The following is a 13,054-nucleotide window of genomic DNA, read 5'->3' on the forward strand; positions in this document are numbered from 1 at the left end:
CGTCAGACCGACGGCTCGTAGCGGCCGTCGACCGCCGTCCAGCCGCCGTCGACCGTCAGCACGCTTCCGGTGACGAAGGTGGCGGCATCGGAGACGAGATACGCGACGGCGCCCGCGATCTCCTGGGGGTGGGCCCAGCGCTGGAGCGCCGACGCCCGCGCGTAGGCGTCGTACCAGGCGGGGTCGGCGGCGATCTGATCGGTGAGCGGGGTCCGCACGACACCGGGCGCCACGGCGTTGAACCGCACGCCCCGCGGCCCCCACTCGGCGGCCGCCGTCCGCAGAAACTGCACCAGACCCGCCTTCGACGCCGCGTACACGCTCTGGCCCGGCTCCACCTGGAAGGCGCGCATCGAGGCGAGCCCGACGACGCTGCCGCCGCCACGTGCGGCCATGCCCGGCGCGACGGACTGGATCAGCGAGAGGTACGCGCGCAGGTTGAGCGCGATCACGCGGTCGAACTCGTCAAGGGTGTAGTCGGCGATCCGCTTGCGCACGTTGACGCCGACGGTCACGACGAGACCGTCCAGCGGCCCCCACCGGCCGGCAGCGGTGCGGACGGCGTCGCCGTCGAGGACGTCCAGCGGGTACGGGGTCACACGGCCGGGTGCGGGGGAGTCGGCCGCGGCGATCCTGGCCGTCTCCGCCGCACCCTCCGGGTCCCGGTCGGCCACGATCACCTCGGCACCCTGCGCGGCCAGCGCGCGCACGGACTCACGCCCGATCCCGCTGGCCCCACCGACGACGGCTACGCGCCGCCCGTCGAGCCGGAACAGCTCCGCGTACGGGACGGGGGCGGCGGTGGCGGCGCGGGGTGCGTCGTCCGTGCGGGCCGCGTCCCCTGTGTTGGCGGGGTCGCCCGCGCGGGGCGCGTCCCCCGGGCGGGCCGGGCCCGTCTTGCCCGTACCGGCCGCCGTGCCAGGTGCCTCGGGGGTGCCGCCCGTCTCCGTTGTCACCGTCTCCACCTCTCCGTCGTACCGTCCGTCTCCGTCGTACCGTTCGTCGTCGGGCGTGCCCGTCTCATGGGCGGATCACCGCCATCCGGGTCACCGTCAGTTCCTCGATCGCGAACCGTGGTCCCTCGCGGCCGATGCCGGAGTCCTTGACGCCGCCGTACGGGGCGATGTCGCAGCGGTAGCCGGGGACCTCGTTGATCACGACGCCGCCGACGTCCAGGGCGTCGATCGCGCGGAAGGCCGCGCCCAGGTCGCGGGTGAAGACCGCGGCGTGCAGCCCGTAACGGCTCGCGTTGACCAGCGCGTACGCCGCGTCCAGGTCCGGCACCGTGCGCAGGGCGACCACCGGGCCGAAGACCTCCTCGTCCCAGACGTGCAGCCCGCCGGGCACGTCCGGCACGTCGGCGAGCAGCGTCGGCTCGACGCACCGGCCGACGCTTCCCGCGCCCTCGCCGCCTTCGGGGGCGCGCCCGCCGCCGTGCACGACCCTGGCCCCCGCCTCGCGGGCCGCGTCGACCCACGCGAGCACGCGCTCCGTTGCCGCGCCGTCGATCAGCGCGGCGACCCGCGTCCCCTCCTCGCGGGGGTCGCCGACGGTGACCCCGGGCAGCCGTGCGGCGATCCGCCGCTCCAGCTCGGCCGCGATCTCCGCGACGGCGATCACCCGCTGTACGGAGATGCACGCCTGGCCCGAGGCGTAGAAGCCGCCGCGCACGACGGCGTCGGCCGCCGCGTCGAGATCCGCGTCGGCGGCCACCACCAGGGCCGCGTTGGAGCCGAGTTCGAGCACCACCTTGCGCGGCGCCGCGTCCCGCGCGATGCGGTGGCCGACGGCGGCCGAGCCCGTGAAGGAGACCGCCGCCACATCGGGGTGCGTGGTCAGCGTGCGCCCCACCTCCGCGTCGCCGGTGACGAGCTGCACCGCGCCCTCCGGCGCACCGGCCGCGGCGAGCCGCTCGCGCACCAGGTGCACCAGCCACAGCGTGGCCAGCGGAGTGGCGGGCGCGGGCTTCACGATGACGGGGCAGCCCGCGGCCAGCGCCGGGGCGATCTTGTGGGAGGCCAGCATCATCGGATAGTTGAACCCGGCGATGCCCACGACGACGCCGATGGGGCGCCGGGTCCAGAAGCCGGTCATGCCGTCGCCCGACGGCAGCAGGTCGAGCGGCACCGTCTCGCCGTGCGTGCGGGAGACCTCGTCGGCCGTGGCCTCCCAGGTGGCGATCGCCCGCAGCACCTCCGTACGGCAGTCGGCGCGGGGCTTGCCCGTCTCCAGGACGAGCAGGTCCTCCATCTCGGCCGCGTGTTCCTCCAGCGCCGCCGCGACCCCGCACAGCACCCGCCGCCGCACCCGCGAGGAGAGTGCGGCCACGCGCGGGCGCAGCGCCGAGGCGGCCTCCACCGCGCGTCGCGCGAGCCGTGCGTCGCCGACGGGCGCCTGGCACACGGGGCTGCCGTCGTAGGGGAAGCGGACGGTCTCCGCGCGCTCCGTGCGCACCCACTCGCCGTCGACGGGCAGGCCGTCGGGGTACCGCGCCACGTGCCCGTGCCCGTGCTCTTGCGCGCCGCTCATCGCGCATCCCTCCCCGGAGCGGTGCCGGCACCGGAACCGGCACCGGCACCGGTACCGGCGCCCGTGAGGAAGTGGTGCGCGGCGGCAGCGTAGACACGGGTGTACTCGCCGATCTCGCGCACCTCCACGTACTCGTCCTTCTGGTGCGCGATCCACTTGCCGCCGGGACCGTAGACGACGGTGGGCAGGCCCGCGTCGCGGGTGAGGATGGTGCCGTCCGTCGTTCCGGGGACGGCGCCGAAGGCCGGTGCCTCGCCGTGCACGAGCCGGTGCGCCGCCACCAGCCCGGCGACGACGGGGTGGTCCTCGGGCGTCTCGATCGCGGGCCGGTCGTCGACGACGGTCAGCTCGACGGTGACGCCCGCCTCCCGCGCGGCCTCCTCCGCCGCCTGCCGGACGCGGCCGATCAGCTCGGCGTGGTCCGTGCCGGGGATCGTGCGCACGTCGACGCCCACCAGGCCGTGGCCCGGGATGACGTTGAGCTGGGAGGGATCGCCCGCGCGCAGCACGGTCGGGGTCACGGTGACCCTGCCCGCGTGCCGGTGGGTGCCGTAGCGCTCCTCGGCCCACTCCTGGACCCCGGCCAGCGCCGCGACGATCCGCGCCCCGGCCACGATCGGGCTGCGCGCCTCCTGGGGCATGGCTCCGTGCGCCATCGCGCCCGTCAGGCCGAGGCGCAGCCGGATGCCGCCCCGCGCCGAGGTGCACACCTCGTACCCCTCGGGCTCGCAGACGATGACACCGTCCACCTCGGCCGCGAGGGGCGAGGCCGCGAACGCCTTGGCGCCCAGCATCATGCCCTCCTCGTCGCACAGCACCCCGAGCACGATCCGGCCGGGGAAGGGGCCCGCCTCCTGGAGCGCGCGCACGCCGTAGATCATCGCCGCCACGCCCGACTTCATGTCGGCGGCGCCACGGCCCCACAGCTTTCCGTCGCGGATCTCGGCCCCGTACGGATCGACGGACCAGTCGGCCGCGTCCCCCTCGGTGACGACGTCGATGTGCCCCTCGAACATGAGGGTCGGCCCGTCCCCTCCGCCGCCCTCGACGACGGCGACGACGTTCGGGCGCCCGGGGGCCACCTCCACCACCTCGTGCTCCCAGCCGAACCTGCGGAAGAGCCGGGTGACGACCTCGGCGGCCGGACGCTCGACGTCCGTGGCCCCCTCGGCGTTGACCGTGCGCAGCCGCACCAGCTCCCGGGTGAGGGCGACGGCGGCCTCCTCGTCGGCCGCGGAGACGTGCGGCGGTGCGGTGACGTGCGAGGGCGCGTCCGGGCCGGTGGGACTGGTGGGACCGGTCGGGCTGGAATGCATAGAACCCTCCAATAGTCCTGGTCAGAAGGCCAGTTCACTGGTCAGACCAGATGATCTCCCGTACTCTGCTAGCGCGCTCAGGCGCGGGTCAAGAGGGCGGCGGGGGCGATTCACGCAGGCCGGGACCGAGACGGAACAGTGAGGGACGACGATGTCCGCCGACGGAGCGACATTCCAGCCCGTGGAGCCCGTACGCGCCTATCAGCGCGTGGCCGAGCAGATCGAGGAGCGCATCCTCAGCGGCGAGCTGCCCGCCGGGGCACGGCTGCCCGCCGAGCGTGAACTCGTGAACCAGTTCGCCGTGGGCCGCTCCACGGTCCGCGAGGCGCTGCGCGTCCTCCAGTCCGCCGGGCTGGTGCGCTCGCGCCCCGGCGACCCCCTGGGCGCCGAGGTGCTGGGCGTCTCGCCCGACAACCTGAGCAGGGCGCTGGGACGGCTCACCCGGTCCCATGTGTCCACGCTGGGCGAACTGGTGCAGTTCCGGATGGTCCTGGACGCCGAGAGCAACCGGCTGGCCGCGCGGCTGCACGGCGAGGACGACCTCGCGCGGATGGCCGAGCAGATAGCCAGGATGGAGACCCTGAAGGGTGCCGGGCTGCGCGCGTTCAGCGAGGCCGACGCGCTCTTCCACCAGGCCGTCGCGCGGGCGAGCCGCAACTCCCTGCTGGGGCTGTGCGCGCGGGCCGTGCACGACGCGGTCGTGGAGGTCATCGAGGGGAAGATCGCCACCGCCGTCGACGCCACCGCGTGGATGGAGCGCTCCATCGCGCACCACCGCCAGGTCCTGGACGCGATCCGCGCGGGCGACGGCGAACGGGCCGCGCGGCTCGGCCGCCAGGCGCTGTACGACTACTACGCGGACCACGTCGAGGAGGAGACCCGCGAGCTGCTCACGGCGGCGCTGGAGGACCGCTGAGCGACGGTACCGCGACGGGACCGCGTCCGCGCCGGGCGTGCGAGGCGCATGTCGCCCGCGTGCGCCGGGGGTACGGAAAAGAGCGGAGCCCCGTATCAGCCGTTTCGGGGGACATGTGACGACAAGCGGCTCACCTCTTGCGTGCCCCGTGAACCCGCACGAAGCTCCCGTTCATGGCCGAACCGCACTGCTCGAAGTGCTGCCCGGTGAAACCGCCCAAGCCGGATGCGCCGGAGCCGATCCCCAGCCAGGCGGCGGCGTGGCTGCTGCTCATCGTCGTCCTCGTACTCGGCGGCTACGCGGGGCTGATGTATGTGGCGAGCCAGGTCTTCGCCTGACTCTGTGGGCCCGGTGCGCGGTGGCTCAGGCCGCCGCGCTGTCGAGGGTGCCGTCGTTCGCCTTCCACCGCACGGCCTCCTCGGCCTCCTGGAGCACCCGCTCCGCGACGGCCCGCACGTCTGCCGGAACGTCGCCCAGCTCGTCCACGAGTTCCTCGTAGATCGGGGGGTGCTCGGTCTGCGCTGTGGTGGTGCTCATGTCTCGCGTCCTTCGTGTTCCTGGCCTGCTTACAGGCCACGAGCCGTGGCCGGCGGCACAGACTACACACAGCTCCGAGGGGCCCGCACCGGAGGGGGCGGGGCCCGATCGCCCAGGTCAGGAGGGTAGCGGACGCCCCCTAGGGGAGCATCCAGGCGAGGATGTGGGACTGGAGGAGGACGAGGAAACACATCACCAGGAGGAGCAACAGGCTCCAGGGCGCGGCCTTTCGGAACAGCACCGCCTCGCGCCCGACGAGGCCGACGGCGGTGGCGGCGATGGTGAGGTTCTGCGGGCTGATCATCTTGCCCACGACACCGCCCGAGGTGTTCGCCGCGACCAGCAGCGTGGGATCGAGGCCCGCCTTGGCAGCCGCGGTCTGCTGGAGGGTCGCGAAGAGCGCGTTGGCCGAGGTGTCCGAGCCCGTCACGGCGGTGCCGAGCCAGCCGAGGATGGGCGAGAGGAAGGCGAAGGCCGCGCCCGTACCGGCGATCCAGGTGCCGATCGTGATCGTCTGCCCTGAAAGATTCATCACATAGGCGAGGGCCAGCACGGAGGCCACCGTCAGCAGCGCCCAGCGCAGGGTGACCACGGTGCTGACGAGTTCGCGGGCCGCGCGGGCGGGGCCGATGCGGTAGACGGCGGCGACGAGGATGCCGCACAGCAGCAGGAGCGAACCGGGCGAGGACAGCCAGGGGAAGACGTAGGTGGTCGTCGACGAGGGGTCGCCCGCCGCGGTGAGGACCTTGCCGTCCAGTCCGGGCCACCGCACCTGGAGGTCGCTGTCGGCGAGGAACTCCTTGACGGTGTCCCACAGCTTCGCCACCGAGAAGACCGCGATCACGATGAGGTACGGCAGGAACGCCATCAGGACCCGCGCGTTGCCGAGGGGCGTGGTGGCGCGCTCCGTGTCCGTGCCGGGCGTGTCTCCCGTGCCGGGCGCGTCGCTCCCGGCCCCGGCTTCCGGTCCGGCGGCCGGCCCGGCGGCCCCGGCGCCGTCGCGCGTCACGACGCCGTCCCGCTCGTCGGCCTCGGCGCGTTCCGCCTCGGTGGCGCGGCGCAGGTCGGCCCGTACGCGCTCGCTGTCGCCCGGACGCCAGACGCGCAGGAACAGCACCACGGCGGCGAGGGCCACCAACGAGGCGATGATGTCCGTGAGTTCGACGGAGATGTAGTTGGCGCTGACGAACTGGGCGACGGCGAACGCGACCCCGCACACCAGCGCGACGGGCCACGTCTGGCGGATGCCGCGCACCCCGTCGACGAGGGCCACCAGCAGCACCGGCACGAACAGCGCGAGCAGCGGTGTCTGGCGGCCCACGTAGGCGCCGATGTCCTCGAACGGGATCTTGGTGAGGCTGCCCGCCGTGATGATCGGTGTGGCGATGGCGCCGAACGCGACGGGAGCCGTGTTGGCGACGAGCACGGTCACGGCGGCCCGTACCGGCGAGAAGCCGACGGCCATGAGCATCACGCCGGTGATGGCCACGGGCGCGCCGAACCCCGCCAGCGCCTCCAGCAGTGCGCCGAAGCAGAAGGCGATGATGAGGGCCTGCACCCGGGGGTCGTCGCTGACGAGGTTGAAGGCGCGCCGCAGATCCTCGAACCGGCCGCTCACGACGGTGAGTTGGTACACCCACAGCGCGGCGAGCACGATCCACATGATCGGGAACAGCCCGAAGGCCGCACCCTCGGTGCCCGACAGCACGGCGAGCCCCAGCGGCATCCCGTACACGCCCACCGCCACGGCGATGGCCACGGCCAGGGAGGCCAGCCCTGCCCAGTGGGCCTTGAGCCGCAGCCCGCCCAGCAGCACGAACAGGGTCAGCAGCGGCAGTGCGGCGACGAGCGACGACAGCCCCAGGCTGTCCATGACGGGGGAGAGATCCGGCTGATACATGCGACCCTCGCTCAAGGCTTGCGGTCGGACCACGGACTGATCACTGCGCGCAAGCTAAGAAGGGCGCGGGACGCTTGTCCAGGGTTGCGACGAGAAAGAGCTGAGGCGGATGTGCACTTGCGAGGGTGCGCGGACGCCTGACGGCTTCCCCGTGCGTGCCTCTCAGCCCTCCCCGGTTCCGCTTCCGGTCCCTGCCCCGGTTCCGCTTCCGGCGTCGGCGGCCCACGCGACATGGCCGTCGGGGCGCACGAGTGCCGCGCCGACGCCGCGCCACTCGGGGCGCTGGTCCGCCGGGACCGCCCGGCACGTGGTGAGGGGCCCGGAGAGGCCCAGGTGCGCGGCGGCCTTCTGCGCCGCGTCCTGGTGACGGTGACGCCGCGCGAGGTCGGACCCGTCGTCGCCCCGCTCCGTGAGGAGGAGCAGCACCGGGCGCCCCGCCGTCTCCCTCAGCAGCCCGAACAGGCCGTCGTGGTGCGGCGGTTCCGCGAGGCGGAGGTCGGGGGCGCGGCTGCCGGTGAGCGGGTGGGCGCCGTCCGGGGCCGGGTAGCGCACGGAGAGCCCGGCGAGGCGTTCGGCCAGCTCCCTGGAGAAGCCGGGCACGGTGGCGATGAGCCGGCTGAGCACCGCGCGCAGCGCCTGCCCCTCGGGTGAGAACGCGGTCATCAGCGCCGTCTGCGCCCTGGTGTGCTCCAGCAACTCGGCGCCGACGGGGTGCCGTTCGCCGTGGTACGTGTCGAGCAGCGCCTCGGGCGCCCCGCCCCGCTGCACGGCGGCCAGCTTCCAGCCCAGGTTGGCCGCGTCCTGGACGCCGACGTTGAGTCCTACGCCCCCGGTCGGGAAGTGCATGTGGGCCGCGTCGCCCGCGAGCAGCACCCGGCCGTCGCGGTAACGCTCGGCCTGGCGGGTGGCGTTGCCGAAGCGGGAGAGCCACAGAGGGTCCCGCATCCCGAAGTCGGTGCCCGCGATCCGCCGTACCTTGTCGCGCAGTTCACCGAGCGTCAGCTCGCCGGGCCAGTCGGGGCGCATGTCGTCGGGCCCGCCGCCGACGAGGCGGTGCACGCCGCCGGGCAGCGGCACGGCCATCATCCCGCCCTCCGGCGTCGCGAGGCTCATGGCTCCGGCGCGCGGCGGCTCGTCGAGCACCACGTCGCCGAGCCAGCCCCAGGTGGTGGTGTCGGTGCCGGGGAAGCCGATGCCCGCTTCCCCGCGCACGGTGCTGCCCGCCCCGTCGCAGCCCACGAGCCACCCGGCCGCCCAGGTACGGGCACCCTGCGGTCCCTCGGCCGTGACCGTGACGGAGTCCGCGTGCCGCGTCAGCCCCGTGAAGCGGTGGCCGCGCAGCACACGCACGCCCTTGGCCAGCGCGTGCTCCTCCAGCAGTTCCTCGGTGACGGTCTGCGGCAGCGCGAGCGTGAAGGGGTACGGCGTGTCCAGCGCGCGGAAGTCCATCCGGTCGTCGAGCCCGCCGAAGTGGCCGTTCGGGATGCGCCGTCCCCGGGACAGGAAGGCGTCCGCGAGGCCCCGCTGGGCCAGCAGCTCCAGGGTGCGCGGGTGGAGGGTGAGCGCCTTCGAGTGCGGGGAGCGCCGCTCGCGGCTCTCCAGGACGGTGACCTCGGCGCCCCCGAGCCGCAGTTCGGCGGCCAGCCACAGCCCGACGGGTCCGGCCCCCGCGATGACGACGTCCTGCTCCATGATCCGTTCCTCCTCGGTGTCACTTCTCACGTCTTGGTCAGTGACCAAGAGTCTTCCGTCAGTAGACTAGGTCAGTGACCAAAAAGCAAGCGGAGGAGCCGGCCCGCACACGGCTCGACGTCGACACGGTGGTCAGGACCGCGCTCGCGCTCCTGGAGGAGAAGGGCGCCGAGGCGGTCTCCCTGCGCGGCATCGCGCAGCGCCTGGGTGTACGGATGAACACGGTGCTGTGGCACGCCAAGACCAAGACGCGGCTGCTGGAGCTGATGGCGGACGCGATCGTGGCGGGCGTCCGTCTCGACGGGCTGCCCGACGCCTGGGACGCGCGCGTCCGCGAACTCGTCCGCCGCTACCGCCGCGCCCTGCTGGCCCACCGGGACGGCGCCAGGATCGTGGCCGGTACGTACGCGGCCGAGCCCGCCACCTTCCGCGCCGCCGAGGCCCTGGTCCAGGCGCTGCTCGACGGCGGCCTCGGGGAGCGCGAGGCCGCCTGGACCTGCTGGACGCTGATCTACTTCGCGCTGGGCCTCACGCAGGAGGAACAGTCCTTCCCCGCCGAGTCGGGGCACCGCTTCGCGCGGCGACTGGCTGACGGGGACGACGGGACCGACGGAGCCGAGGGGGCCGACGGGGAGTACCCCGCGCTGTCCCGCGTCATGGCGCACTTCGGCGGCGGGTCCTTCGACGAGCGCTTCGAGTACGGCGTCTCCCGCATCCTCCAGAGCCCCGCGTGACCCACGGAACCTGCGGGACCCCTCCGCTCACGCGGCGCATGCCGGCGGCATCCGGCTGCACGCGCGCCGCTGTCGCCCCGGGCGACTTTTGCCGCGCAGCTCCCGGGCCGACGTCCTCTCGCCGGGCTACGGTGGCAGGGTGACCGACCATCATTCCTCCCTGCCACGCGCGGAGTTCGGCTTCCCCGGACCGCTGCGCGACAAGCTCGTGAACGCGATCCTGGTCGGCGCGAAGACCGCGACGACGAGCCTGCTGGCCGACTACGAAAGCGACGGCGAACCGCTGCCCGTCGTCGGCAACCGGTATGTCGTCATCGACTCCGACGAACGCCCCGTCGCCGTCATCAGGCTGACGGACGTACAGATCGTGCCGCTCACCGAGGTGGGGTGGGAGCACGTGCGCGACGAGGGCGAGGGCTATCGCTCGGTCGCCGAATGGCGCGGCGGGCACGAGGAGTTCTGGGAGAGCGACGAGGTCCGCGAGTCACTGGGCGACCCCGGCCTCACCGTCAACAACAACACCCTCGTCGTCGCCGAGCGCTTCCGCGTGATCGCGCTGCTCTGACCCGGCCGGGACCGGCGCGGTGGCGCCGTGTCCCCTCCCGTACCGTGTCTGAGAAGATCCCCCGTATGGCGACGCGAGACGACACCGGCACGGCGGCGGACACCCGGGCGGAGGCCGGAACGGCGGGTGACGGCGCGGTGGCGCGGGCAGCGGGCACCCTCGATGTCGTCGCGGCGGCCGTCGTCGAGAACGGGCGCCTCCTCCTCGTCAGCAAGACGGCGGCCCCGGAGGTCTTCTACCTGCCCGGCGGAAAGCCCGAGCCCGGCGAGACCCCGGAGCAGACCCTCCTGCGCGAACTGGACGAGGAACTGGGCGTCGTCCCGAGAGGGCTCGCCCCGCTCGGAGAGGTCGAGGACACGGCTGCCCTCGAAGGCGTGCCGATGCGGATGACGGTCTTCACCGCAGCGCTCGACGGGACGCCGCGCCCGGCCGCCGAACTGGCCCACCTGCGCTGGATCACCGGCGCCGAGGACGAGGACGCCCCGCTGCTGGCGCCTGCCGTGCGCAACCACGTGCTGCCTCTCCTCGTCAGCGGGGGCCATCTCGTTCCCGGCGGTCCCGCGGGGGAGTGACGAGGGCCCGTCGGCGGACACCGGACCCGTCGACGGACACAGGGCGCCGTCAGGAAGCCTCGTCCCGTCGCCCGGCGAGGGCGTGCCGCTGCCGGAACAGCCATGTGGCCACCGAGGCGACGACGAGGACCACGCAACAGGCGAACACGATGCCCGCGTCGCGCAGCCCGATGCCCGTACTGAGCGCGCCGACCCCGACGACGGGCAGAGAGATGCCCGTATAGGCGACGACGAAGAAGGCGGAGATCGTGCCGCCCCTGTGCTCAGGGGGCGCGGCGCGGCTCAGCGTGGTCATGCCCGAGCGGAACGCCAGGCCTTGCCCGACGCCGCCCACCACGGCGCCCGTCACCAGCATCGCCAGCGAGGTCAGCGCCAGGGAGCCGCCGACCAGCAGCATCCCGGCGACCAGCACCAGGCACCCCCACGGCAGGGCGCGCTCCACGCCCACGCGGCCCATCAGAGACTGCCCGGCCATCGAGGCGCAGAAGAGGGAGAAGACGACGGCGCCGGAGACGGCGAGGTCGTCCACGTGCAGCGTCTCGTGCAGGAAGCTGGGCGCCACCGCCGTGAACAGGCCCAGCATCGAGAACCCGGCGAACGCGGCCAGCGCCACGGGCACGAACACCTGCCGCACCTCGGGCGGCACCCGCATGCCGCGCGGACGCGGGACACGCGTCCCGCCGCCGGTGCGTGCGACCGTCTCCGGCAGCGCCAGCGTGACCCCGGCAGCGAGGACCAGCAGCACCAGGTGGATGAGGAACGGCAGCCGCAGCGGCCAGGGCGCGTGCTGCGCCAGTACACCGGCGAGCAGCGGGCCGCAGCCCAGGCCGCCCATGTTGGCGGCGGTGGCCGCGAACCCGGCACGTGCCGCGCGCCCCTTCGGCGCCAGCTCCAGCACCATGGCCGTCGCCGCGCCGCTGAACAGACCGGCGGAGAAGCCGGACAGCACCCGCCCCGTGAACAGCAGCGGCAGCCCGCCCGTGCCCTCGGACAGGAAGCACACCGCGCTCGCCGCCGAGAGGCCCAGCGCCGTCAGCAGCACGGGGCGCCGTCCGACGTCGTCCGAGGCGTTCCCGGCGAGCAGCAGCGCGGCGATGACACCGAGCGCGTAGACGGCGAAGACCACGGTCACCACCAGCTCGGAGAAGCCGATCTGCTGGCGGTAGAGGCCGTAGAGGGGGGTCGGCAGCGTGGTGCCCGCCATGCCGGTGGCGAAGACGTACGCCGCGAAGAGGTAGGCGGCGGCGCCGAACCTGCCCCGGTGCCGCCCTGTGCTCCCGTCCTGGTCCTGAGTGATCACTCCCGCACCGTAGAACACCGGAGCGGTCGCCCGGTGGAGGCGGGGCCTCCGTTCTGAACTGGGCGTTTGTGCGGGGCTGTTGAGATGGGGAGGGGTGGTGAGAATGTGTGTTCAGGGTGGGAGTACCGTGCGTTTCTCGCACTACTGGTTCAGTGCGGAACATCCCGGAACCCCCCGGAAGGACGTAGGAATGACAGCACCTCGTGGCAGATGGGCCCGTACGGCCGCCCTCACCGTGGCGAGCGCCGCGGCAGTGGCGGGTACGGGGATATGGGCGGTGCCCGCATCCGCCCACACCCCATCGTGGTCGGTGGACTGCACCTCGGTGTCGGTCAACCTGACCGCCTACAACTCGGAGGTCGAGAACACGGTCTCCATCACGGCGGACGGCAAGGACGTGCTCTCCGCGCAGAAGTTCGGCTCGGAGTTCCACAAGAAGCTCGACCTGCCGAAGCACAGCAAGGAAATGACGGTCAAGCTGTCCGTCAAGGCCGGTGACGGCGACCAGTACTCCCGCGAGGAGACGAAGACCTCGCCGGTGTGCGAGGGCGAGGAGGAGCCGGAGCCGACGCCGCCCACCGAGAGCACTCCGCCGCCGAGCCCGGAGCCGAGCACCAGCAGCGAGGCCCCGGCCCCGTCCACGGAGCCCAGCACCAGCGCTCCGGCCGCCAAGCCGGACGACGGTGGCTCGGATCTGGCCGAGACCGGCTCGTCCGACTCCACCCCGCTGATCGCCGGGATCGCCGGCGCGGTGGTCCTGGCCGGAGCGGCGCTGCTCGTGATCACCCGGAAGCGGCGCTCCGCGACGAGCTGATCCGAGGAGTGGCGGCGTGATGCGGTGACGCCTCACGCCGTGCTCCGACGCCGGTGTGTACCGGCATCGGTGTGACGCAGTGCGCGGTACGCGGTACAGGCGTGGGGTTGGTGTGGGGTGTGCACAGCTCCCACCCCACCCGACCAACGCCACACACGGATGCGGGCGAGGCCCTGCAA

General features: G+C 73.4%; 13 protein-coding genes. 6 read left to right on the top strand and 7 right to left on the bottom strand.

Annotated features, from left to right (window positions below; genetic code table 11):
- Positions 1-2: 2 nt before the first annotated feature.
- The 3 genes from ACWGJ2_RS11640 to ACWGJ2_RS11650 form a co-directional block, all read right to left on the bottom strand.
- On the bottom strand, positions 3-956 hold the full coding sequence (locus tag ACWGJ2_RS11640) for an SDR family NAD(P)-dependent oxidoreductase (protein WP_453345839.1): 954 nt from the start codon (positions 954-956) through the stop codon (positions 3-5).
- 64 nt (positions 957-1,020) lie between these two features.
- Entirely contained in the window at positions 1,021-2,529 is a 1,509-nt protein-coding gene (locus tag ACWGJ2_RS11645) for an aldehyde dehydrogenase family protein (RefSeq protein WP_453345840.1), read from the bottom strand.
- Complete coding sequence (locus ACWGJ2_RS11650) at positions 2,526-3,845, bottom strand: M20 family metallopeptidase (protein WP_453345841.1); 1,320 nt, start codon at positions 3,843-3,845, stop codon at positions 2,526-2,528. Before ACWGJ2_RS11650 ends, ACWGJ2_RS11645 begins: the two co-directional genes overlap by 4 nt.
- A 151-nt stretch (positions 3,846-3,996) precedes the next feature.
- Here ACWGJ2_RS11650 and ACWGJ2_RS11655 point away from each other — a divergent pair, with 151 nt between their 5' ends.
- Both ACWGJ2_RS11655 and ACWGJ2_RS11660 read left to right on the top strand, forming a co-directional pair.
- The gene (locus tag ACWGJ2_RS11655) at positions 3,997-4,761 is read left to right on the top strand and encodes a FadR/GntR family transcriptional regulator (RefSeq protein WP_453345842.1); all 765 of its coding nucleotides are present in this window, start codon (positions 3,997-3,999) and stop codon (positions 4,759-4,761) included.
- A 173-nt stretch (positions 4,762-4,934) separates the two neighbouring features.
- The gene (locus ACWGJ2_RS11660) at positions 4,935-5,099 is read left to right on the top strand and encodes a hypothetical protein (protein WP_453345843.1); all 165 of its coding nucleotides are present in this window, start codon (positions 4,935-4,937) and stop codon (positions 5,097-5,099) included.
- A 25-nt stretch (positions 5,100-5,124) separates the two neighbouring features.
- Here ACWGJ2_RS11660 and ACWGJ2_RS11665 read toward each other — a convergent pair whose 3' ends face one another.
- The 3 genes from ACWGJ2_RS11665 to ACWGJ2_RS11675 all read right to left on the bottom strand — a co-directional run bounded on the left by ACWGJ2_RS11665 (position 5,125) and on the right by ACWGJ2_RS11675 (position 8,890).
- Entirely contained in the window at positions 5,125-5,298 is a 174-nt protein-coding gene (locus tag ACWGJ2_RS11665) for a hypothetical protein (RefSeq protein ID WP_453345844.1), read from the bottom strand.
- Positions 5,299-5,437: 139 nt separating this feature from the next.
- The gene (locus ACWGJ2_RS11670; protein WP_453345845.1) at positions 5,438-7,198 is read right to left on the bottom strand and encodes an L-lactate permease; all 1,761 of its coding nucleotides are present in this window, start codon (positions 7,196-7,198) and stop codon (positions 5,438-5,440) included.
- A gap of 162 nt (positions 7,199-7,360) precedes the next feature.
- Positions 7,361-8,890 (bottom strand): FAD-dependent monooxygenase, encoded by a 1,530-nt coding sequence (locus ACWGJ2_RS11675; RefSeq protein WP_453345860.1) that lies wholly within the window; start codon positions 8,888-8,890, stop codon positions 7,361-7,363.
- 74 nt (positions 8,891-8,964) lie between these two features.
- Here ACWGJ2_RS11675 and ACWGJ2_RS11680 point away from each other — a divergent pair, with 74 nt between their 5' ends.
- From ACWGJ2_RS11680 to ACWGJ2_RS11690, 3 genes are all read left to right on the top strand, one after another.
- Entirely contained in the window at positions 8,965-9,624 is a 660-nt protein-coding gene (locus ACWGJ2_RS11680) for a TetR/AcrR family transcriptional regulator C-terminal domain-containing protein (protein WP_453345846.1), read from the top strand.
- 139 nt (positions 9,625-9,763) lie between these two features.
- Entirely contained in the window at positions 9,764-10,189 is a 426-nt protein-coding gene (locus ACWGJ2_RS11685) for an ASCH domain-containing protein (RefSeq protein ID WP_453345847.1), read from the top strand.
- A 65-nt stretch (positions 10,190-10,254) separates the two neighbouring features.
- Complete coding sequence (locus ACWGJ2_RS11690) at positions 10,255-10,761, top strand: NUDIX hydrolase (protein ID WP_453345848.1); 507 nt, start codon at positions 10,255-10,257, stop codon at positions 10,759-10,761.
- Positions 10,762-10,810: 49 nt separating this feature from the next.
- On the opposite strand, the gene ACWGJ2_RS11695 is transcribed toward ACWGJ2_RS11690, so the two are convergent.
- Positions 10,811-12,058 (bottom strand): MFS transporter, encoded by a 1,248-nt coding sequence (locus ACWGJ2_RS11695; RefSeq protein ID WP_453345861.1) that lies wholly within the window; start codon positions 12,056-12,058, stop codon positions 10,811-10,813.
- A 193-nt stretch (positions 12,059-12,251) separates the two neighbouring features.
- Between ACWGJ2_RS11695 and ACWGJ2_RS11700 the strand changes: the two genes are divergently transcribed.
- The gene (locus ACWGJ2_RS11700; RefSeq protein WP_453345849.1) at positions 12,252-12,875 is read left to right on the top strand and encodes an LAETG motif-containing sortase-dependent surface protein; all 624 of its coding nucleotides are present in this window, start codon (positions 12,252-12,254) and stop codon (positions 12,873-12,875) included.
- The last annotated feature ends 179 nt before the right edge of the window (positions 12,876-13,054 follow it).

The organism is Streptomyces sp. NPDC054796, from assembly GCF_053611545.1.